Source organism: Ruegeria arenilitoris, from assembly GCF_013030985.1.
Lineage (GTDB): Bacteria > Pseudomonadota > Alphaproteobacteria > Rhodobacterales > Rhodobacteraceae > Ruegeria > Ruegeria arenilitoris_B.
This window is the reverse complement of sequence record NZ_WPYP01000001.1, coordinates 795,503-815,250: the sequence shown is the minus strand read 5'-3', so window position 1 is coordinate 815,250 and position 19,748 is coordinate 795,503. Positions and strand designations below refer to the sequence as shown.

The following is a 19,748-nucleotide window of genomic DNA, read 5'->3' as shown; positions in this document are numbered from 1 at the left end:
GAGAACGTCATGCCTTTGGAAATGAACCGCGAAGTCTTCATCACCTGCGCCGTCACAGGTTCGGGTGGAACGCAGGATCGCAGCCCGCATGTGCCGCGTTCGCCGCAGCAGATTGCCGACAGCGCGATTGCCGCCGCCAAGGCTGGCGCGGCCGTTGTGCATTGCCACGTGCGCGATCCCGAGACCGGCGCTCCCAGCCGCCGTCTGGACCTGTATCGTGAGGTGACAGACCGTATTCGCGACGCCGATGTGGACGTCGTTTTGAACCTGACCGCCGGGATGGGCGGGGATATCGTCTTTGGTGGTGTCGAAAGCCCGTTTCCGGTGAACGAGGCGGCCACCGATATGATTGGGGCTTCGGAACGTGTCGCCCATATCGCCGAGTGCCTGCCGGAGATCTGCACCCTGGACTGCGGCACTATGAACTTTGCCGAGGCCGATTACGTCATGACCAACACCCCCGGCGCATTGCGGGCGATGGGGCAGATGATGACCGATCTGGGCGTGAAGCCCGAGATCGAGGCCTTTGATACCGGTCATCTGTGGTTTGCCAAGCAGCTGGTGAAAGAGGGAATTCTGGAACCCAACGCACTGGTCCAGCTGTGCATGGGCGTGCCGTGGGGCGCGCCGGATGATCTGAATACCTTCATGGCGATGGTGAACAACGTGCCCGACGACTGGACCTTCAGCGCGTTTGCACTGGGCCGCAACCAGATGGCCTATGCGGCGGCTGCGGTTCTGGCAGGCGGCAACGTGCGCGTTGGTCTGGAAGACAACCTGTGGCTCGACAAGGGCGTGCTGGCCGAGAACTGGCAACTGGTCGAACGTGCGAGCACCGTGGTGTCCAACATGGGCGCGCGGGTCATTGGCCCGCAGGAAGTGCGTGAAAAGCTGGGGCTGACCAAACGGGCGCCGGTGGCCGCTTAAGGGACCTTCTGTTGGGTGATTGGGGGCCAGCCCCACCCCCTCGGGTTATTTGCAAAGAAATAAAGACGTGGTGCCTGGGTGAGCTTTGGGAGGCATTCAGGCTGGAGGAGATTTGATGAAAACAGCAGCTATCATTGGTGGTGGCGTGATTGGCGGCGGTTGGGCCGCTCGGTTCCTGCTGAATGGGTGGAACGTCCGGGTGTTCGACCCGGACCCCGAGGCCGAGCGCAAGATTGGTGAGGTTCTGGACAATGCGCGGCGGTCGCTGCCGGGGCTGAGCAATGTGCCATTGCCGCCCGAAGGCGCGCTGACCTTCCATGATGACATGGCCGAAGCGGTGCAGGGTGCGGTGTGGATACAGGAAAGCGTGCCAGAGCGGCTGGATCTGAAACTCAAGGTCTACAAGGGGTTGCAAGAGGCTTGTGACCCACAAGCGATCATCGGGTCTTCGACCAGCGGGTTCAAACCGTCCGAATTGCAGGACGGCGCGCTGCGGCCTGAGCAGATCGTGGTGACGCACCCGTTCAACCCCGTCTATCTGTTGCCGCTGATTGAGCTGGTGCCGACGGAAAAGAACCCGTCTGAGATGGTCGAGCGTGCACAGCAGCTGCTGAAATCGGTCGGTTTTTTCCCGCTTCACGTCAAAAAGGAAATCGACGCGCATATCGCCGACCGCTTCCTTGAGGCCGTCTGGCGCGAGGCGCTGTGGCTGGTCAAGGACGGCATCGCCACCACCGAAGAGATCGACGAAGCGATCCGTATGGGCTTTGGCATCCGCTGGGCGCAGATGGGTCTGTTCGAAACCTACCGCGTGGCGGGGGGCGAAGCCGGGATGCGGCATTTCATGGCACAGTTCGGACCTGCGTTGAAATGGCCCTGGACCAAGCTGATGGATGTGCCCGAGTTCACCGATGAGTTGGTGAATATGATTGCCGATCAGTCGGATGCGCAGTCGGGGATGCATTCGATCCGCGAATTGGAGCGCATTCGCGATAATAACCTCGTTGGCATGATGCGGGCACTGAAGGCGCAGAACTGGGGTGCGGGTGCGGTGCTGAACCAGCATGACGCAGTGCTGAAACCCAGTGCATTGCCGACGATGGAGCAGGCCGATCTGAGCCAGCCGATCCTGACCGTCTCGCGCGCGGTGCCGCTGGATTGGACCGACTATAACGGCCATATGAACGAGGCGCGCTATCTAGAAGCCTTTGCCGACGCAACCGATCGGTTCATGGAGATCATCGGCTGTGACGCGGACTATATCGCCTCGGGTGGCAGCTATTTCACCGCCGAGAACCACATCCGCTATGTCGACGAGGTTCACGCTGGCGCAAAGATCGAAATCCGCACGCAGATGCTGCTGGGGCAGGGCAAGAAGCTGCATGTCTTCCACAGTATGTATGAGGGCGACAAGCTGATCGCTACAGGCGAAAGCTTCCTGCTGCATGTCAGCCTTGAAACCCGCCGCCCCTGCGCGCCATCGGCCGAAATTGAGGCCGCAATGGCCCGTATCGCCGAAGCGCAGGCCGGATTGCCATACCCAGAGGGAGCCGGTGCCGCCATCCGGAAACCGGCATGAGCGGACGGGTTCTGATTACCGCCGGTGCTTCGGGCGTTGGTCGCGCCATAGCCGAAGCCTTCGATGCGGCTGGTGCGCAGGTGTGGGTGGCGGATGTCGATACGGCTGCCCTGGATGGATGCCCGGCGCACTGGAAACGGTCCGAGGTGAACGTGGCCGACGAAACCGCTGTGGCTGCATTGTTCGCCGAGATCGAGGCCGCGTGGGGCGGATTGGACACGCTCTGCGCAAATGCGGGTGTTGCTGGGCCGACGGCTCTGGTCGAGGACGTGGCGCTGGAGGATTGGCGGTTCTGCCTTTCGGTCAATCTGGAGGGTGCGTTCCTCTGCGCCAAATACGCGGCACCGATCCTGAAACGGCAACGCGGCGGAGCCGTGGTGATCACGTCGTCCACCGCCGGGCAGTACGGCTATCCAAACCGCGCACCCTATGCGGCGGCGAAATGGGGGGTGATCGGATTGGGTAAGACGCTGGCGATGGAGCTTGGATCACACGGTGTGCGGTGCAATGTCATCTGCCCCGGCGCGGTCGAAGGCCCCCGGATGGAGGGCGTGCTGGCACGCGAAGCGGCCGCCAAGGGCATGACCCGCGATCAGGTCTATGACGGCTATGCGGCAGGTACCTCGATGGGTCGTTTCGTCGAAGGCCATGACATTGCCAATATGGCCGTGTTCCTCGCCTCGGACGCGGCGCGGCTGGTGTCGGGTCAGGTGATTGCCGTGGACGGTCATACGGTGAATCCTGACCCGAAAATTTAAGCCGAATTAGCCCTGATTTGGCCCGCGGATCTGGCGGATGGTCTGACGGACCGCCTGCCAGTCCTGCGCTTGCTGCATATTCCCGGCGGCTTCGCATTCACGCATCTTCTTGGCAGCTTCCGCCTCGGCCTGATCGCCATGGGCGGTATAGAGCGCTCGTGCGTATTGAGCAGTTTGAATTGCGTCCATTCCTATCGTCCTCCCGTCTGTGATCGGAATACCCGAAGGTTCGCGCCGAATGACGATAGCACAAGAATGAGGTCTGTGCATCCTTAGCGGTCGGAGATTGCCGCGCGCAACTGCCTGAGGTGGTCAGGGAAGTCGCGCGCGGTCAGGTCAGCCTCGCGTACCAGACGGTCGAAATGGCGCGTAAATGTCTCGATCCGGTCGCGGTCGCGGAAGGCCATATAGTGGCTGCCCGCGTAGAACACGGACAGAAGTGGGCCGAAAATAGTCACGGGGGCCGAATAGAGCCTTTTTGCATCAAACAGATAGATGCGCAGGCGGGGGTAGAGCTGTTCGCAAATCTCCAGCAGGTGGTCGATCTGTTCCAGCCGGATTTTGGGGCAGAGACCTTCGTAATAGCCCGAGGCATGGGCGAAACTGTCCAACTCATACAGGGGCATGGCAATTTCATAATCCGACTGGGCGCTGCGCATCCATTTCAGGCGGTCGGCTGAGGCTCCGATCGCCTGATCCGCCGTCCGGCCCAGATGCGGGGCGTATTCCCATTCCAACACGGCGCGTGTCTTTAACATGTCGGGCAAAGTCGCTGGAACATAACGGATTTTATATCCCGCAGCCTCTTGGTGCCATTCAAAGATACGCTCATCGACCAGCGCGCGCGGGGCTTCGGTCACGGTCAGCGAACTTGCCAGCAGTTCCGCGGCACTTTCCGGCCGGTCCGACAGGCTCAGAAGCCAGTCCGCCGACACCCCAAGGGCCGAGGCGCAACTGCCCACCACATGCGAATTCGGCAGCCTTGCGCCCTCATCAGTCAATAGCTGCGATACGGTCGAACGATCCACACCGATATGTCGCGCCAGCGCGCTCTGGCTGACGTGACGCTCCTCCATGGCGCGGGCGAGTCGCAGTCGAAACTGTGCTGCGCGGTCTCGTTTGTCGATTTTATCCTGCATATGTTTGTAAATATCACATATGATGAGTTTTGTTAATCATATTCAGAATTTTCAACGGAGCCCGTGACCCGTAATTTTAAAGACATAACAACAATATGGGTGACGGAATGGAAACACGACGAAGATCAGTCGTGAAGGCTGTGCTGTGGAATGCAATGGGTCTGATCGTGATGACGCTGGTGGGACTGGTGGCCACCGGCTCAGCAGCGATTGGCGGCACGCTGGCGATTGTGAACACGGCCATCGGCCTGACCATGTACGTGATTTACGAGCGTATTTGGGCGGGTATCACGTGGGGTCGCAATGTCTAGGCCCGCAGCACCCGAATGGGGCACACTGGCCCTGATCCTGGCGTGCTATGGCGCGTGGCTGGCCGTGGTGTTCCTGCTGCCGCTGTGGCTGGCAATTCCGGCGATGGCGGTCGTGGCTGCGTTGCATTCTTCGCTCACGCATGAGGCGCTGCATGGTCATCCGTTCCGCACGAAGTGGCTGAACGAGGCGCTGATGGCGCTGCCGTTGACCCTGTTCATCCCGTATCAGAGGTTCCGTGACCTGCATCTGGCGCATCACCGGGATGAAACACTGACCGATCCGTATGACGACCCCGAATCCAACTATCTGGATCCGCAGGTATGGGGCACATTGCTCGGTTGGCAACGTCGGTTGCTGCGTGTGAACAACACTCTGCTGGGCCGGATCGTTCTGGGGCCGGCCATCGGGCAGATTGTATTCATGCGCAACGAGTTGCGCGGCGGTCGTGATGTTGCGCGAGCCTGGGCGCTTCATCTGCCCGGAGTCGTGGCGGTCCTGTGGATTGTCGCGCAGTCCCAAATGCCGATCTGGGCCTATGTGCTGTCGGCCTATTTCGGGTTGGGGTTGGTCAAAATCCGCACCTTTCTGGAACACCGCGCGCATGAAAACTCTGGTGCGCGTACGGTGATCATCGAAGATCGCGGCCCGCTGGCTTTTCTGTTTTTGAACAACAATCTGCACGTCGTTCATCACATGAACCCCGGTGCACCATGGTATCGGTTGCCCGGCTTGTATCGTTCGGAAAAAGAGCGGTATCAGGCCCGAAATGAGGCCTATGTCTATCGCTCTTACGCGCAGATTTTCCGGTCGTATTTCCTGCGGGCAAAAGATCCGGTGGCGCATCCTCTCTGGCCAAAGGGTTGATAAGGCGACACAAGGGAAACCATGAGTTTATGGATTCCTGTCACCATCGCCGCCGCCTCGTTCCAGACCGTGCGGTTCATGCTGCAAAAGTCGCTCAGTACCGTAAAGCTGACCGCGGCTGGCGCGACCTTTGCCCGTTTCGCCTATTCGATGCCGCTGGCGCTGCTGGGGCTGTTTGTGGCGCTGCAGGTGACCGGGTTCAGCCTGCCGACTTTGACGGCAAAGTTCTGGCTGTTTGCTGTAATCGGTGGAACGGCGCAAATTCTGGCGACCATCTGCGTGGTGGCCCTGTTCAAGCAACGCAACTTTGCGGTCGGGATAACCTTTAAAAAGACCGAGGTGATCCAGACTGCCATTGTCGGTTTCCTGGTACTGGGCGATCAGGTCTCGGCCGGGGCGCTGGTGGCGATTTTGCTGGGTCTGCTTGCGGTGTTGCTGCTGTCGAAATCACCCGGAGGAGACGGGGCGTGGTGGAAACACCTGACCAACCGCGCCTCGCGGCTGGGGTTGGGGTCGGGGGTGCTATTCGCCTTTTCGTCGGTCAGTTACCGCGGTGCTTCGTTGGAGCTTGGCGAGATCGATGCCTGGTTCCGCGCATTGGTCACGCTGGCCGTCGTGGTGATGTTCCAGTTTCTCAGCATGGGGTTGTGGCTGCTGTGGCGTGACCGGGCCGAGCTGCTTGCCGTGTGGCAGACCCGCCGGACAAGCATGTTTGTCGGCCTGACCAGCCTGTGCGGCTCGTTCTGCTGGTTCTTTGCTTTCACGCTGCAGAACGCGGCCTATGTCAAGGCGCTGGGGCAGGTCGAGCTGTTGCTCAGCCTGTTCGCCTCGCTGCTGTTTTTTCGGGAAACCATCACACGGCGCGAGATCGCCGGGATGACGTTGCTCGGCGTGTCCATTCTGGCGCTGGTACTGGCGATTTAGGTCGTGTTTGATTTCAGGATCGCAGAGTCACCGGTTTCCTGCGTTCGAGCCGTCAGGCAAGAGGCAGTGAAAACCGGTTCTATGCAATCAAACCCGACTAGCCAGCGCGGCGTTCGGCAAAGCTGAGGGCGATGAAGCTGGGCAGGTGATCACCCATGCCCACAACGGCGGGGCCGTTGTCATCGCGACGGCCACGGCCTTTGGACTCTTTGTCCTTCTTGCGGTCGCCTCGCTTGCCTTCAGCTTTTTTGCTGTCCTCAGGCTTGGATTTTTTCTCGGGCTTCGGCTTTTCGGCTTTCGGCTCTTCCTTGACGGGATTGTCCAGCCGCGGGATGTCCTTCTGGATCAGCTTCTCGATCGCATCCAAGGCCTTTTCATCACGGCCAGAGCAGATCGTGATCGCCTTGCCCTCGCGTCCGGCGCGGCCGGTACGACCGATGCGGTGGACGTAATCCTCGGCATGGCCGGGAACGTCGAAGTTGAACACGTGGCTGACCGACGGAATGTCCAGTCCGCGCGCGGCCACGTCAGATGCAACCAGCAGGCGCAGTGAACCATCGCGGAATCCGTCCAGCGTTTTCATCCGCTGTGACTGGTCCAGATCGCCGTGGATCGCAGCGGCGTTATAGCCGTATTTCTTCAGCGATTTCGCGCAGATATCCACGTCCGTCTTGCGGTTGCAGAAGATGATCGCGTTGGTGCACTTGTCGCCCTCGGAGTCGATCAGAGCGCGCAGTACCTTGCGCTTGGCGCTGGCTTCGCGGTCGCGGCGACCGCCTTTGAACATGACCACGCCCTGTTCGATGGTCTCGGATGCGGTGGCCTGACGGGCAACCTCGATCCGGGCCGGGGCGGACAGGAACGTGTCGGTGATCCGCTCAATCTCAGACGCCATGGTGGCCGAGAAGAACAGCGTCTGGCGGGTGAACGGCGTCAGCGAAAAGATGCGTTCGATGTCAGGGATAAAGCCCATATCCAGCATTCGGTCGGCCTCATCCACCACCATGATCTGAACACCGGTCAGCAGCAGCTTGCCGCGTTCGAAATGGTCCAGCAGACGGCCCGGAGTGGCGATCAGCACGTCAACGCCACGGTCGATCAGGGCGTCCTGTTCCTTGAAGCTGACACCGCCGATCAACAGCGCTTTGGTCAGTTTCACATTTTTGGCATATGTGTCGAAATTCTCGGCCACCTGCGCGGCCAGTTCCCGCGTCGGGCACAAAACCAACGAGCGCGGCATCCGCGCACGGGCACGGCCACGGGCCAGAAGCGTGATCATCGGCAGAGTAAAGCTGGCGGTCTTGCCGGTGCCGGTTTGGGCGATCCCCAGAACGTCCTTGCCCTCAAGCGCAGGCGGAATTGCACCGGCCTGGATTGGGGTGGGGGTTTCGTATCCGGCTTCCTCAATGGCTTTGAGGACCTTCGGGTTCAGGTTCAGTTCGTTAAACTTTGTCATGTATGTCCGGTTCATGCGGACACTAGACCTGGCCCGCGCGTCAGAGGTTTGCCGGGCCCGGATGGCCATACGCGTCATTGCGCAATTTCGGCTTTGGGGGGGACATAACAAAAACGTTGGTCAGGGTCAAATGAAGACCCCTTTAGGGTTTTGTGCGCTCAAGCTGTGCGGATTTTACGCAACAATTCAGACACTTCCGGGAAAGTGTTTCCTGAGCTTGCCCTCCAGATCCAGTGGCCGGTGCAGGACCATGCCGTGGTCGTCCAGCCGGGCGCGCGCCTCGGGGTCGGCACCGCTCATTTCATCAAAGAATGCGCGCAGGCCGTCCGGACCTTCTTCCGCCTCGATCCAACTGAGCAATTCGTTCATGTTCAAGCCGCCATGCTCGCGCGGGACATTGGGGGACATGCCGGGCTGGTACGAGCCGCGTTCCAGCCTGAACCGGTAGTGCGCCACCCAATGTTCCCAATCCGGGGCGTGCCGGTGACATAGCTCCAGCCCGGGTAGTTCGAATTTGCAGGGCAAAAGCACTTTGTTTTGAAACAGATTGTGGATGCGAAAGCTCAGGTGTTTCATTCCGGTGCGGACAATGAGCTTGCCCTGCACGTGGCTGAGGAAACCGCCAAGAACAAAGCCGCCGTAGTTGGGGTAAATCGATTGTACCAATGCCTCGCGGTCGGGGCCGCTTGGGATGTATGCCTTGTACATATCATCGCTGCCCGACAACGCTTCGATCGGACGAACACGGGCCGCTGCGGTTTGGGGCGGAACGGATCGCAATTGATCCCGGACAGGTATTGAGGACCACAGAAATTCGTCCACATCGATATGGGCCAGCCAATCCAGATCGGTGTTGCGATATGTAAACGATGCGTTTGCGGTTTGGCGGGTTTGGTGCCGGTCGGGCCGTTCGCGCTGTCGGTAGGCCCAGAACCCGTCATCGCAATTGCGGACTTCGACTTTCGGATGGCGGTTCAGTGCATTGAACGCCTTGGGATTGGGTTCGTCCAGATAGATATACATCCGGTCGACCCCAAGATCGAGGTGATAGGCCACGAAGCGCAGAATGTCCGGGGCCGAGCCCCGAACCGTCGAAACAGTGCCCCAGGTCGGGTTATCCACCAATTTCGGCCAGCGGGCAGGTCACGTCATCATTTCCTTGGTCGCCGTCAGGTTCAGCGCCGGATAGTCGCGAACGACCCGGTCGATGTCCCATTGCAGGCGGGTCAGGTAAACGATGTCGCCATCATGGTCATGGGCGATGTGCTGCTTGTTGGCGTTGACGAATTTCTCGACCTCGGCCTTTTCGCCGCTGACCCAGCGGGCCGAGGTGAACTGAGACGCCTCGAACCGCACGGGCAGGCCGTACTCCATCTCGATCCGGCTGGCGAGCACTTCGAATTGCAGCGCGCCGACGACGCCGACGATAAAGCCCGACCCGATCGAAGGTTTGAACACCTTGGCCGCGCCTTCTTCGGCAAATTGCATCAGGGCTTTTTCCAGATGCTTGGCCTTCATCGGATCGCCCGGACGCACGGTTTGAAGCAGTTCAGGAGCAAACGAGGGGATGCCGGTTACACGCAAAGCCTCGCCTTCGGTCAGCGTGTCTCCGATGCGCAGCTGGCCGTGGTTGGGGATGCCTATGATGTCGCCCGCCCAAGCTTCTTCGGCCAGTTCCCGGTCGGAGGCAAGAAACAGTACCGGGTTCGAGATTGCCATCGGCTTCTTCGACCGAACATGGGTCAATTTCATGCCGCGTTTGAAATGGCCCGAGGCCATGCGCACAAACGCCACCCGGTCGCGGTGCTTGGGGTCCATGTTGGCCTGCACCTTGAAGACAAATCCGGCGACCTTTTTCTCTTCCGGTGCAATCTGGCGGGGCTCAGCTGATTGAATCTGCGGCTGCGGGCCATAAGCGCCGATACCCTCCATCAGCTCCTTCACACCGAACGAGTTGATGGCCGAGCCGAACCAGATCGGGGTCATATGCCCCTCAAGCACCGCTTGCGGGTCGAGCGCGGGCAGCAATTCGCGCGCCATCTCGACCTCTTCCAGCAGCTTTTCCAGCAGGTGTTCGGGGACGTGTTCGGCCAGCTTCGGATCGTCCAAACCGTCGATCTTGATGCTTTCGGCCACCTTGTTGCGGTCGGCCCGGTCCATCAGCTCAAGCCGGTCGCGCAGCATGTCATAGCAGCCGATAAAATCGCGGCCCACGCCAATCGGCCACGCGGCGGGGGTGACGTCGATGGCCAGCATCTCCTGGATTTCGTCGATGATCTCGAACGTATCGCGGCTTTCGCGGTCCATCTTGTTACAGAAGGTCAGGATGGGCAGATCGCGCAGGCGGCAAACCTCGAACAGTTTCTGCGTCTGGCTTTCCACACCTTTCGCGCCGTCGATCACCATCACGGCGGCATCCACGGCGGTCAGCGTACGATAGGTATCTTCCGAGAAATCGCTGTGGCCTGGCGTATCCACCAGATTAAACCGGAAATTCCCATAGTCGAACGACATCGCCGACGCGGACACCGAGATGCCCCGATCCTTTTCCATCTGCATGAAGTCCGAGCGCGTGCGCCGCGCCTCACCTTTGGCGCGCACCTGACCGGCCATCTGAATCGCGCCCCCGTACAACAGGAACTTTTCAGTCAGCGTCGTCTTGCCCGCATCAGGGTGCGAGATGATGGCGAATGTCCGGCGCCGGGCGATCTCGGGCGGCAAGGTGGGTTGGTTCGAGGTATCAAGCATGAACGCGCGTATAGGCGGGGAATCCTGCCGAAGCAAGACAAAGGGGGTGGTTCGAATCGTATAGCTGTGGCAATAGGAACATATAGTGAACAAATGCTGGAGAAACCTAAAATGAATTTGAAAGAAATCGCTGATGAACTGGTTGCTGGCTGCCGTGAGGACCGGGCCAAGGAGAATCTGGAAAAGCTCTATGCGGAAGACGCCGTTTCGGTCGAAGCGCAGGACATGGAAGGCATGGGGCGTGAAACCCACGGACGTGACGCCATTCGCGGCAAACATGAATGGTGGGAAGGCGCACACGAAGTTTCAGGCGCCTCGGTCAGTGACCCGTTCCCGCATGGGGATGACCGCTTTGCCGTAATTTTCGAGGTGCAGGGCACGGTGAAAGAAACGGGTGAGGCGTTCGATATGAAAGAGGTCGGCGTCTATCACGTGGCGAACGGCAAGATCGTTCGGGAAGAGTTCTTTTACTGACGCAGCCTGGATTCTGGTCTTCCCTGTCTGGCCGATGCTAGACATGCGGGCAACAACAGATGGGGAGGATCTTATGGATCTGGGAATACAGGGAAAACGCGCTCTGGTCTGCGCCAGCAGCAAGGGTCTGGGTCTGGGCTGCGCCGAGGCTTTGGCCCAGGCGGGTGTCGATCTGGTGATGAATGCGCGCGGGGCTGAGGCGCTGGAGGCCGAAGCCGCGCGATTGCGGGCAGACCATGGCGTAGATGTGCAGACGATTGCCTGTGATGTGACCTCGGTCGAGGGGCAGGCACGGGTGATCGAGGCTGCGCAGGACGTGGATATCCTTGTGACAAACGCTGGTGGCCCGCCTCCGGGACTGTGGACCGATTGGGAGCGTGAAGATTTCATCAAGGCACTGGACGCCAACATGCTGACGCCGATCGCCTTGATGAAGGCATTGCTGCCGGGCATGATCGACAAGGGCTGGGGTCGGGTGGTGAACATCACCTCGCAATCCGTACGCGCGCCGATCGCGGTGTTGGGCCTGTCGAACGCGGCGCGCACCGGGTTGACCGGCTATGTGGCCGGGACAGCGCGACAGGTTGCTGCGCATGGCGTGACGATCAACAACCTGCTGCCAGGCATTCACGCCACCGATCGCGCAGATTCGCTGGATGGCGGGGTCGCGGCGAAGCAGGGCATTTCGATTGACGAAGCGCGCGCAAACCGCGCGGCAACGATCCCGGCGCGGCGGTACGGGTCGCGGCAGGAATTTGGCGCGACCTGTGCTTTTCTGTGCTCGCAACATGCCGGGTACATCGTGGGTCAGAATATCCTGCTGGACGGTGGGGCAAACAATTTGACTATGTGATCATGGCAGAAAACTTTTCCTTGAAAGACCAGTTGTTTAACGTCGAAAAGACCCGCTATCTGGCGGGGCTCTTTGCCGGGGCGGACCCGTCCTTTGACACGGAGATGTTCGAGGGGCAGGTCATGTCCCGCCTGTTGGACCTTGAGTTGAAGGAACGCATGGCATGGATCGCCGCGTGTCTGCAGCGGGCGGTGCCCGGTGATTTGCCCGAGATCGCGCCCGTTCTGCTGCGCGCGCTGCCGCCACCGCTGGACCCGACCAAGACGGATGATGATTTCGGTGACTTCATCTTTGCGCCCTTGGGGGATTGGGTGGTCAATGTCGGGCTGGATCACCCCGATCTGGCACTGGATGTTCTGGAAGACCTGACTCAGCGGTTTTCGATGGAATGGGCCATTCGTCCCTTCCTCAACCAACATTCGGATCAGGTGATGGAGCGGATGGAGCTTTGGTGCGGCCATGACAGCTATCATGTGCGCCGTTTGGTCAGCGAAGGCACGCGCCCGCGCTTGCCGTGGGGGCAGGCGGTTGGGTTGAATATGACAGATGCATTGCCCTTGCTGGACCGGTTGCATGGCGACCCCACACGCTATGTCACGCGGTCGGTGGCGAACCATTTGAACGATATCACCAAGAAAGACCCCGATCTGGTTTTGGATCGACTGAAGGCCTGGGCGTCGACCAAGCAGCAGGAACAGGGCGAGCTGCGTTGGATGACGTCTCATACCCTGCGGGGGTTGGTGAAATCTGGCCACCCGGGCGCCATGAAGATGCTGGGCTACGATCCGGATGCCAAGGTCACGGCGGACGTGCAAGTGAACGGTGACGCCCGGATCGGTGAGGCGCTGGATTTCGAGGTGACTTTGAATGGGGCCGGCGAACAGCCGGTTCTGGTGGATTATATCATTCACTTCCAAAGGCCTGGCGGAAAAACCTCAGCCAAAGTTCACAAGCTGAAGCAGACCGCGTTGCGGGATGGCACGCTGAAACTGAGTAAGAAGCACAAGCTCAAGGGCAACGCGACCACGTTCAAACTGGTTCCCGGTACGCATCGGCTTGAGATCCAGGTGAACGGGCAGGTGCGTGCAGCTATTGATTTCGACTTGCTGGGATAGGCCGGTCGTCTCACGCTTTCGTCAAATTGGCAGGGTCCGGATTGCACCGGGGCCTGCGCTGCATTAGCTGCGGTGCAGCCAGTGAGGAAAGGGATAGCTGCGATGAAGCATGAATCGGTGCAGAATTACTATGGAGAGGTCCTGCAAAGCAGTTCGGATTTGCAGACCAATGCGTGCTGCACGCCAGACGATATGCCGGATCATCTCAAGCGCATCCTGTCCAAAGTGCATGACGAAGTGCTGACCCGTTATTATGGCTGCGGCCTGATCGCGCCGCTGGATCTGGAGGGGATGAGCATCCTCGATCTGGGCTGCGGTGCTGGCCGTGATGTCTATGCCCTGTCCGCCATGGTGGGCGAAAAGGGCCGGGTGGTTGGTGTCGACATGACGCCCGAGCAGTTGGACGTCGCCCGTGCGCATCAGGACTATCACGCGCAAGCGTTCGGTCATGCGGCCAGCAACGTGGAATTCCACCACGGCTATATCGAAAAGCTGGATGAACTGGACTTGGAGCCCGGGTCCTTTGACATCATCGTTTCGAACTGTGTGATCAATCTGGCCACCGACAAAGAGGCCGTCCTGCGCGGCGCGCACCGTCTGTTGAAAGAGGGCGGTGAGATGTATTTTTCGGATGTCTACGCCGACCGCCGTGTCCCTCAGGCGATGGCCGAGGATGAGGTGCTGTACGGCGAATGCCTTTCCGGTGCGCTTTATTGGAACGATTTCCTGACACTTTCGCGCAAGGCGGGCTTTGGCGATCCGCGTCGGGTAACGCACCGCCCGCTGACCATCGAAAACCCCGTTCTGGAAGAGCGTGTCGCGCCGCTGAAATTCCTTTCGGCCACGTACCGCCTGTTCAAACTGTCCGAGCTGGAACCGGCCTGTGAGGATTATGGTCAGGCGGTGATCTACAAAGGCACCATTCCGAATGCACCGCATCTGTTCGAACTGGACGACCACCACGTAATCCAGACCGGCAAGGTCTTTCCAGTCTGTGGTAACACCTGGATGATGCTGAAAGACACGCGATTTGCCCGGCATTTTGACTTCATCGGCGATTTCTCGACCCACTACGGTATCTTCGAAGGCTGCGGCCGTGAAAGCCCGTTCGAAGCGAACGGTGAGGCACCCCAAGGCGGGTGCTGCTGATCCCTTGCACCTGACGGGCGGGGTTGTTATCCCCGCCTAAAGCCCGATGAATTTCATCGGGAAAAGGCAATGGGGTCCCTTGGTGACAGTTGACGTAACTCCTCCTCGTCTGGAAATCCGCAATCTGATCGCCCGGTACGAGGGGCGGGTCGTTGTGGACGATGTCTCTCTGACCGTTGAGGCGGGGAAAGTGACCTGTCTGCTGGGGCCGTCGGGCTGCGGCAAGTCGACCACTCTACGCATGATCGCCGGAGTCGAGATGCAGGAGTCGGGTGAGATTTATGTGGACGGCAAGCTGATCTGCGATACCGTTTTCCGCGTACCGCCCGAACGGCGCGAGATCGGCCTTATGTTTCAGGACTTCGCTTTGTTTCCGCATCTGAACGTGGCCGACAACGTGGCTTTTGGCCTGAAGGGCCACAAAGAGGAAAAGCGTGCGCGGGTCGAAGAATTGCTGCGCAAGGTCGATCTGATCCATTTCATCGACAAGTTCCCGCACCACCTGTCGGGGGGTGAGCAGCAAAGGGTAGCTCTGGCGCGCGCGCTGGCGCCGCGTCCGCGTATCATGCTGATGGATGAGCCGTTCTCGGGCCTCGACAACCGGTTGCGCGACGGTATCCGGGATGAGACGCTGGCGATCCTCAAGGAAGAAGACGCCGCTGTCGTACTGGTGACGCACGAGCCCGAAGAGGCGATGCGCATGGCTGATGAGATCGCGCTGATGCGGCGCGGCAAGATCGTGCAGCAAGGTGCGCCTTACAACGTCTATACTCGTCCGGTCGACAAGGCTGCGGTGGCATTTTTCAGCGATGTCAATGTGTTGCACGGCAGAGTTGAGGGAGCGCTGACGAAAACTCCGTTTGGTCAGTTCCTGGCTCCGGGCGTCCCGGATGGCACGGATGTCGAGATTGTCTTTCGGCCTCAGCACGTGCGGTTGGATTTCGACCGCAATGGCAAGGGGCCATTGCCCACGGTGACCGATGGTGTTGCCGCCCGCGGCGTGGTTGAACGGGCGCGGTTTCTGGGCAACGAAAGCCTGGTGGAGTTTCGGATGGACCATGACGGCTCGATCCTGAAGGCAACGGTGCCGAATGTCTTTGTGCCCAATCCGGGGCGGGTCATGTGGCTGACCGTGCGCCGGGATCGGTGCTTTGTTTTCCCGGATTAGGGTCTGAAATCACAGTTTAGGTCAAAGTGGTGCGCGAAAGCCGCAGATTGCGGGTTCGCTTTGCTTGCCGCCGCGCGGGGGCGGGTCTATCAAGGTCAAAACGCTGCGGTGGATGGGCATATGCGTATTCTTTTGACCAATGACGACGGCATCAACGCGCCGGGTCTGATCGCCTTGGAGGCGATTGCGGCTGATCTGGCCGGACCGGACGGCGAGGTGTGGGTCGTCGCGCCTGCGTTTGAACAATCGGGCGTCGGCCATTGCATCAGCTACACCCACCCGATGATGGTCGCCAAACTCGGTGAGCGTCGCTTTGCCGCCGAAGGCTCGCCCGCCGATTGCGTGCTGGCCGGGTTGCACGACGTGATGAAGGATGCACGGCCCGATCTGGTGTTGTCGGGGGTGAACCGGGGCAACAACTCGGCCGAGAATACACTCTATTCCGGCACGGTTGGCGGTGCGATGGAGGCAGCCTTGCAGGGTATCCCGGCGATTGCCTTGTCGCAGTATTTCGGCCCGCGTAATCTGGGGTTGGACGATCCGTTCGAGGCCGCAACCCGTTTCGGCGCCGATCTGGTGCGGAAAATCCTGGATGCGACTCCGTCAGAGCAGGGCGATTACCGCCTGTTTTACAACGTGAATTTCCCGCCGGTCCCCGCCGACGAAGTGCTGGGCACGCGGGTGGCTCCGCAAGGCTATCGTCGCGATACCCATTTCTCGGTCGAGCCGCACAGCTCGCCCTCGGGGCGGCGGTTCCTGTGGATCAAGGGCGGCTATCAGCACAACCCGACCGCACCGGGGACGGATGCGGCGGTCAATCTGGCGGGCTATATCTCGGTCACGCCAATGCGGGCCGACCTGACGGCGCATGACGCGCTTGAGGCACTGAAGACAATCGAATGACCGGACCAGATCCCGAAACAAAAATGCAGTTCCTGTTTGCCCTGCGGTCGCGGGGCGTGACGGATGCGCGCGTATTGGCCGCGATGGAGCAGGTTGATCGCGGACAGTTCGTCAAAGGTCTGTTTGCCGAGCGCGCATATGAGGATACGCCGCTGCCGATTGCCTGCGGGCAGACGATCAGCCAGCCCTCGGTGGTGGGGCTGATGACACAGGCGCTTGAGGTTCGCCCGCGGGATACGGTGCTCGAGGTTGGAACCGGCTCGGGCTATCAGGCGGCGATCCTGTCCAAGCTGGCGCGCCGGGTCTATACGGTGGAACGGCACAAGCGTCTGGTGCGCGAAACCGGGCAGTTGTTTCGTGACTTGGGGCTGACCAATGTCACAGCGATGCTGTCGGACGGGTCCTTCGGTTTGTCCGAACAGGCCCCGTTTGATCGAATCATTGTGACAGCTGCGGCGGAAGACCCGCCCGGGCCGCTCTTGGCGCAGCTCAAAATCGGCGGTATCATGGTGTTGCCGGTGGGACAGTCGGATGCGGTTCAGACCCTGATCCGGGTCCGTCGCACCGAAACCGGTCTGGACTATGACGAATTGTTGCCCGTTCGTTTCGTGCCCCTGTTAGAGGGGCTTGGCAGGGACGGGGCGTAACTAGATATTCTGCAATATGCGCCGGAACCCCGGGTAACAGGGGCAGGCGATGAGGACAGTAAGATGAGAGCAGTTTCCAAATCAGCGATGTTGCGCTGCGCGACAGGGGTGGCAGCCGTAGCGTTCCTGGCCGGGTGCGAGGGCCCGTTCGACTATGATCTGCGCGGGGAGGTCGGTGGATTTTCCACCGCCGACGCAGCGAGAGGCGTGACCGCTAATCGCCCAACGCCCGACGCGCGCGGAGTGATAACCTATCCGAACTATCAGGTGGCCGTCGCGCGCCGGGGCGACACGGTAAGTGATGTGGCTGCGCGTATCGGTCTGCCAGCGGGCGAGTTGGCCAGGTTCAATGGGTTGCAACCCGCGGACCAACTGCGTGACGGCGAAGTGATTGCGCTGCCGCGCACCGTCAGCGCCGCCAGCACGGTGGATATCGCCACCATTGCCGGAACAGCGATTGACGAGGCTCCGGCGGATGGATCGGTCCGGACATCAACGCTGGAACCCGCGCAACCCGCTGCGGCACCAGCGCCGAAGCCACCTGTTGCCTCGGGGCCCGAGCCGGTGCGCCACAAGGTCAAACGGGGTGAGACGGCCTATACCATCGCGCGGCTCTATGATGTTCCGGTCGATGCGCTGGCAGAATGGAACGGGTTGGGGTCGGACTTTACGGTACGGGAAGATCAGTTCCTGCTGATCCCGATCAAGAACCAGCCTGCGCCGCAACAGGCCGCCGTGCCGGCCACGAATGTGACGCAGCCGGGGCAGGGGTCGCCCACACCGACGCCGCCAAGCGCGACACAACCCCTGCCGGATGAGCAGATCGCCGCGGCCGTGCCTGCGCCTGACGTGACCGCAGAAGCGCCGACCAGCCAAAGCAACTCGGCCCTTGGGCTGCCGGTCACCGGGACGATCATCCGGACCTATGACAAGGGCAAGAACGAGGGGATCGATATCGCGGGTTCACCCGGGTCTGCCGTAAAGGCGGCCGAAGCCGGAACCGTGGCGGCCATCACCGCAGATGCAGATCAGGTGCCGATCATTGTGATCAAGCACAACAGCGACCTTCTGACCGTCTACGCGAATGTCGATAAGGCCAGTGTCAAAAAAGGTGACCGGGTACGCCGCGGACAACAGATTGCGTCCCTGCGCGGTGGGGACAATGCATATGTCCATTTCGAAGTGCGCAAGGGCTTCGAGTCGGTTGATCCTGAGCCATATCTGAAGTGATGGAAATGGCCCGTTCCGGGCCATGCCTCCGGCGGAGGTATTTTGGGCCAGATGAAGAGCGGATCAGGCGTGCGGGTCGAAGTCGCTCAGGCTTTTGCCGGGTTCATCTGCGAAAACTTCGGGTAGGGGCTCGACAGCTTCGATCAGGTCGATGCGGAACACGCGAAACCCCTCACGCAGCTCGCACCACGCGGTAAGGGTCCAGACGCGGCCCCAATACTCCATGTGCAGGGGGCGTATGGTGCGCTCGGTCAGAACTCCGTCGATACGGCGATATGTCAGGTGCAGTTTCTGGCGGGATTTGATGGCGGCCCGGATAGGGGCCATATACGCCAGACCGCGCGCGGCGTCGGCAAAGGGATAGACGGCGAACTTCCACGTGTCTGCCTCGGCCACGACCTGAGTGGGCAGCACCGCATCGATCTTGTCGGCCAGTGACTCAGCCGCAGCTTTCAGGTCCGGGTCGGCGGCCTCGGCCACAATGGCCATGCCGAGGTTCAGAGCCTCCAATTCCGCGGGGGTCAGGTTCAGCGGGGGCAGGGTGATCTGCTCGCGGACCATGTAGCCCACGCCGCGCTCACCCTCGACCGGGACACCGGACGCGACCAACGTATCCATGTCGCGATAGATCGTGCGGACCGATACTTCGAGCCGGTCCGCAATGTCCTGCGCGCGGTGCAGTTTACCGTCGCGCAGGATCTGGATGATATCGAACAGGCGATCCGTGCGGCGCATGTCACGCCATCCGAACCGCTTTTAGGCGGTCATGTTCCATAGCACGTTCTCATGGCGCATCTGGATGCTTTCAGGGTTGATGGCTGCCATCAACCCTGCGCAGAAGTCCTGTTGCGGGAATTGCGCGGCGGCATCCTTGGCGGCTTTCATATCGGTCCAGATGACATAGTCAGTCCAGCGGCCATCCTCACCCTGGCTCAGCTGCCGGTGGGCAAAGCCCGGTGCTGATCGGACGAAGGCTTCGGAGGCCTGGCTGAGTTTCACGAACTCTTCCGGCGTGGTGCCGTTGGCGAGGGTGAAGGTGACGATTTCTGCAACATGGGTCATTTGAATCTCCGTTGACCAGGTTTCGATGCCCTCTACCTAGCCCCCTGCAACTGACATAAACCTGTCAGTTGAAAATTGCCAGACCGCAAAAAACGCGGGATCCGTTCACAATTCGGCGCAGAATTGATCTGCCTCACTTTTGCCCGCGGGCTTGTGGGCGTAGACACGAGGCCAGACAACATTCCCGGCGCACGGCGCCGACGTAAAAGGAGAATAGACATGCTTAACAATATCGGCCTTCCCGGTCTTCTGCTGATCGCCGTAGTGGTGCTGGTGCTGTTTGGCCGCGGCAAAATCAGCTCATTGATGGGCGAAGTGGGCAAAGGCATCACTTCGTTCAAGCGCGGCGTCAAGGAAGGCGCGGACGAGCTGGAGCAGGACGCCGCCGAAGTGGCCAAGGACGTCACGCCCGAGACCGACAAAGACAAGGCCTAAGTCCA

At 60.4% G+C, this 19,748-nt stretch carries 22 protein-coding genes; 15 read left to right on the top strand and 7 right to left on the bottom strand.

Features of this window, described 5'->3' with window-relative positions; all coding sequences use genetic code 11:
• Window positions 1-9: 9 nt before the first annotated feature.
• From GOX88_RS04005 to GOX88_RS03995, 3 genes are all read left to right on the top strand, one after another.
• Complete coding sequence (locus GOX88_RS04005; protein ID WP_170399473.1) at window positions 10-927, top strand: 3-keto-5-aminohexanoate cleavage protein; 918 nt, start codon at window positions 10-12, stop codon at window positions 925-927.
• Window positions 928-1,039: 112 nt separating this feature from the next.
• Entirely contained in the window at window positions 1,040-2,506 is a 1,467-nt protein-coding gene (locus GOX88_RS04000) for a carnitine 3-dehydrogenase (protein ID WP_170399470.1), read from the top strand.
• The gene (locus tag GOX88_RS03995) at window positions 2,503-3,264 is read left to right on the top strand and encodes an SDR family oxidoreductase (RefSeq protein ID WP_170399467.1); all 762 of its coding nucleotides are present in this window, start codon (window positions 2,503-2,505) and stop codon (window positions 3,262-3,264) included. Before GOX88_RS04000 ends, GOX88_RS03995 begins: the two co-directional genes overlap by 4 nt.
• 6 nt (window positions 3,265-3,270) lie before the next feature.
• Here the strand turns inward: GOX88_RS03995 and GOX88_RS03990 are convergent, their stop codons facing one another.
• Window positions 3,271-3,453 (bottom strand): hypothetical protein, encoded by a 183-nt coding sequence (locus GOX88_RS03990; protein WP_170325170.1) that lies wholly within the window; start codon window positions 3,451-3,453, stop codon window positions 3,271-3,273.
• An 83-nt stretch (window positions 3,454-3,536) separates the two neighbouring features.
• Window positions 3,537-4,403, bottom strand: a complete 867-nt coding sequence (locus GOX88_RS03985) for a helix-turn-helix domain-containing protein (protein WP_170399464.1) — start codon at window positions 4,401-4,403, stop codon at window positions 3,537-3,539.
• 107 nt (window positions 4,404-4,510) lie between these two features.
• Here GOX88_RS03985 and GOX88_RS03980 point away from each other — a divergent pair, with 107 nt between their 5' ends.
• Genes GOX88_RS03980 through GOX88_RS03970 form a run of 3 tightly spaced genes read left to right on the top strand, consistent with a single transcriptional unit; the run spans window position 4,511 to window position 6,503 of the window.
• Complete coding sequence (locus tag GOX88_RS03980) at window positions 4,511-4,714, top strand: DUF2061 domain-containing protein (protein ID WP_170399459.1); 204 nt, start codon at window positions 4,511-4,513, stop codon at window positions 4,712-4,714.
• Window positions 4,707-5,579 carry a fatty acid desaturase gene (locus tag GOX88_RS03975; RefSeq protein WP_170399456.1) on the top strand — a complete coding sequence of 291 codons (873 nt, stop codon included), beginning with the start codon at window positions 4,707-4,709 and terminating at the stop codon, window positions 5,577-5,579. Before GOX88_RS03980 ends, GOX88_RS03975 begins: the two co-directional genes overlap by 8 nt.
• A 21-nt stretch (window positions 5,580-5,600) precedes the next feature.
• Window positions 5,601-6,503, top strand: a complete 903-nt coding sequence (locus tag GOX88_RS03970) for an EamA family transporter (RefSeq protein ID WP_170399453.1) — start codon at window positions 5,601-5,603, stop codon at window positions 6,501-6,503.
• A 97-nt stretch (window positions 6,504-6,600) separates the two neighbouring features.
• Here GOX88_RS03970 and GOX88_RS03965 read toward each other — a convergent pair whose 3' ends face one another.
• The 3 genes from GOX88_RS03965 to GOX88_RS03955 form a co-directional block, all read right to left on the bottom strand.
• Window positions 6,601-7,959: a DEAD/DEAH box helicase gene (locus tag GOX88_RS03965; protein WP_170399450.1), complete on the bottom strand. Its 1,359-nt coding sequence runs from the start codon at window positions 7,957-7,959 to the stop codon at window positions 6,601-6,603.
• A 186-nt stretch (window positions 7,960-8,145) separates the two neighbouring features.
• On the bottom strand, window positions 8,146-9,081 hold the full coding sequence (locus tag GOX88_RS03960) for a glycosyltransferase family 2 protein (protein ID WP_367648054.1): 936 nt from the start codon (window positions 9,079-9,081) through the stop codon (window positions 8,146-8,148).
• A 21-nt stretch (window positions 9,082-9,102) separates the two neighbouring features.
• Window positions 9,103-10,707: a peptide chain release factor 3 gene (locus tag GOX88_RS03955; protein WP_170399444.1), complete on the bottom strand. Its 1,605-nt coding sequence runs from the start codon at window positions 10,705-10,707 to the stop codon at window positions 9,103-9,105.
• 111 nt (window positions 10,708-10,818) lie between these two features.
• Between GOX88_RS03955 and GOX88_RS03950 the strand changes: the two genes are divergently transcribed.
• The 8 genes from GOX88_RS03950 (at window position 10,819) to GOX88_RS03915 (ending at window position 18,246) form a co-directional block, all read left to right on the top strand.
• The gene (locus GOX88_RS03950) at window positions 10,819-11,181 is read left to right on the top strand and encodes a nuclear transport factor 2 family protein (protein ID WP_170399442.1); all 363 of its coding nucleotides are present in this window, start codon (window positions 10,819-10,821) and stop codon (window positions 11,179-11,181) included.
• Between the two features lie 73 nt (window positions 11,182-11,254).
• Entirely contained in the window at window positions 11,255-12,034 is a 780-nt protein-coding gene (locus tag GOX88_RS03945; protein ID WP_170399439.1) for an SDR family oxidoreductase, read from the top strand.
• A gap of 2 nt (window positions 12,035-12,036) precedes the next feature.
• Window positions 12,037-13,149 (top strand): hypothetical protein, encoded by a 1,113-nt coding sequence (locus GOX88_RS03940; RefSeq protein ID WP_170399436.1) that lies wholly within the window; start codon window positions 12,037-12,039, stop codon window positions 13,147-13,149.
• A 102-nt stretch (window positions 13,150-13,251) separates the two neighbouring features.
• Complete coding sequence (locus tag GOX88_RS03935) at window positions 13,252-14,298, top strand: methyltransferase domain-containing protein (protein ID WP_170399433.1); 1,047 nt, start codon at window positions 13,252-13,254, stop codon at window positions 14,296-14,298.
• A 46-nt stretch (window positions 14,299-14,344) separates the two neighbouring features.
• Window positions 14,345-15,466 (top strand): ABC transporter ATP-binding protein, encoded by a 1,122-nt coding sequence (locus GOX88_RS03930; RefSeq protein ID WP_170399430.1) that lies wholly within the window; start codon window positions 14,345-14,347, stop codon window positions 15,464-15,466.
• Between the two features lie 120 nt (window positions 15,467-15,586).
• On the top strand, window positions 15,587-16,369 hold the full coding sequence (gene surE, locus GOX88_RS03925; protein WP_170325157.1) for a 5'/3'-nucleotidase SurE: 783 nt from the start codon (window positions 15,587-15,589) through the stop codon (window positions 16,367-16,369).
• Window positions 16,366-17,016, top strand: coding sequence for a protein-L-isoaspartate(D-aspartate) O-methyltransferase (locus tag GOX88_RS03920; RefSeq protein WP_170325156.1), 651 nt, complete (start codon window positions 16,366-16,368; stop codon window positions 17,014-17,016). The genes surE and GOX88_RS03920 overlap by 4 nt, the downstream gene beginning before the upstream one ends.
• A 63-nt stretch (window positions 17,017-17,079) precedes the next feature.
• Window positions 17,080-18,246, top strand: coding sequence for a peptidoglycan DD-metalloendopeptidase family protein (locus GOX88_RS03915; RefSeq protein ID WP_170399427.1), 1,167 nt, complete (start codon window positions 17,080-17,082; stop codon window positions 18,244-18,246).
• 63 nt (window positions 18,247-18,309) lie between these two features.
• Here the strand turns inward: GOX88_RS03915 and GOX88_RS03910 are convergent, their stop codons facing one another.
• Together GOX88_RS03910 and GOX88_RS03905 are read right to left on the bottom strand one after the other, a co-directional pair.
• On the bottom strand, window positions 18,310-18,981 hold the full coding sequence (locus GOX88_RS03910; protein ID WP_170399424.1) for a helix-turn-helix transcriptional regulator: 672 nt from the start codon (window positions 18,979-18,981) through the stop codon (window positions 18,310-18,312).
• A gap of 21 nt (window positions 18,982-19,002) precedes the next feature.
• Window positions 19,003-19,308, bottom strand: a complete 306-nt coding sequence (locus GOX88_RS03905) for a hypothetical protein (RefSeq protein ID WP_170399421.1) — start codon at window positions 19,306-19,308, stop codon at window positions 19,003-19,005.
• Between the two features lie 219 nt (window positions 19,309-19,527).
• On the opposite strand from GOX88_RS03905, the gene GOX88_RS03900 reads away from it, so the two are divergent.
• The gene (locus GOX88_RS03900) at window positions 19,528-19,743 is read left to right on the top strand and encodes a twin-arginine translocase TatA/TatE family subunit (protein WP_170325152.1); all 216 of its coding nucleotides are present in this window, start codon (window positions 19,528-19,530) and stop codon (window positions 19,741-19,743) included.
• The last annotated feature ends 5 nt before the right edge of the window (window positions 19,744-19,748 follow it).

Excerpts from the sequence above, each read along its gene's own strand:
- GOX88_RS03900 (WP_170325152.1), top strand. The coding sequence starts at position 19,528 with ATGCTTAACAATATCGGCCTTCCCGGTCTTCTGCTGATCGCCGTAGTG.
- GOX88_RS03915 (WP_170399427.1), top strand. The coding sequence starts at position 17,080 with ATGAGAGCAGTTTCCAAATCAGCGATGTTGCGCTGCGCGACAGGGGTG.
- GOX88_RS03935 (WP_170399433.1), top strand. The coding sequence starts at position 13,252 with ATGAAGCATGAATCGGTGCAGAATTACTATGGAGAGGTCCTGCAAAGC.
- GOX88_RS03980 (WP_170399459.1), top strand. The coding sequence starts at position 4,511 with ATGGAAACACGACGAAGATCAGTCGTGAAGGCTGTGCTGTGGAATGCA.
- GOX88_RS03995 (WP_170399467.1), top strand. The coding sequence starts at position 2,503 with ATGAGCGGACGGGTTCTGATTACCGCCGGTGCTTCGGGCGTTGGTCGC.
- surE (WP_170325157.1), top strand. The coding sequence starts at position 15,587 with ATGCGTATTCTTTTGACCAATGACGACGGCATCAACGCGCCGGGTCTG.
- GOX88_RS03985 (WP_170399464.1), bottom strand. The coding sequence starts at position 4,403 with ATGCAGGATAAAATCGACAAACGAGACCGCGCAGCACAGTTTCGACTG.
- GOX88_RS03930 (WP_170399430.1), top strand. The coding sequence starts at position 14,345 with ATGAATTTCATCGGGAAAAGGCAATGGGGTCCCTTGGTGACAGTTGAC.
- GOX88_RS03950 (WP_170399442.1), top strand. The coding sequence starts at position 10,819 with ATGAATTTGAAAGAAATCGCTGATGAACTGGTTGCTGGCTGCCGTGAG.
- GOX88_RS03965 (WP_170399450.1), bottom strand. The coding sequence starts at position 7,959 with ATGACAAAGTTTAACGAACTGAACCTGAACCCGAAGGTCCTCAAAGCC.
- GOX88_RS04005 (WP_170399473.1), top strand. The coding sequence starts at position 10 with ATGCCTTTGGAAATGAACCGCGAAGTCTTCATCACCTGCGCCGTCACA.
- GOX88_RS03990 (WP_170325170.1), bottom strand. The coding sequence starts at position 3,453 with ATGGACGCAATTCAAACTGCTCAATACGCACGAGCGCTCTATACCGCC.
- GOX88_RS03920 (WP_170325156.1), top strand. The coding sequence starts at position 16,366 with ATGACCGGACCAGATCCCGAAACAAAAATGCAGTTCCTGTTTGCCCTG.
- GOX88_RS03945 (WP_170399439.1), top strand. The coding sequence starts at position 11,255 with ATGGATCTGGGAATACAGGGAAAACGCGCTCTGGTCTGCGCCAGCAGC.
- GOX88_RS03955 (WP_170399444.1), bottom strand. The coding sequence starts at position 10,707 with ATGCTTGATACCTCGAACCAACCCACCTTGCCGCCCGAGATCGCCCGG.
- GOX88_RS03910 (WP_170399424.1), bottom strand. The coding sequence starts at position 18,981 with ATGCGCCGCACGGATCGCCTGTTCGATATCATCCAGATCCTGCGCGAC.
- GOX88_RS03940 (WP_170399436.1), top strand. The coding sequence starts at position 12,037 with ATGGCAGAAAACTTTTCCTTGAAAGACCAGTTGTTTAACGTCGAAAAG.
- GOX88_RS03975 (WP_170399456.1), top strand. The coding sequence starts at position 4,707 with ATGTCTAGGCCCGCAGCACCCGAATGGGGCACACTGGCCCTGATCCTG.
- GOX88_RS03905 (WP_170399421.1), bottom strand. The coding sequence starts at position 19,308 with ATGACCCATGTTGCAGAAATCGTCACCTTCACCCTCGCCAACGGCACC.
- GOX88_RS03970 (WP_170399453.1), top strand. The coding sequence starts at position 5,601 with ATGAGTTTATGGATTCCTGTCACCATCGCCGCCGCCTCGTTCCAGACC.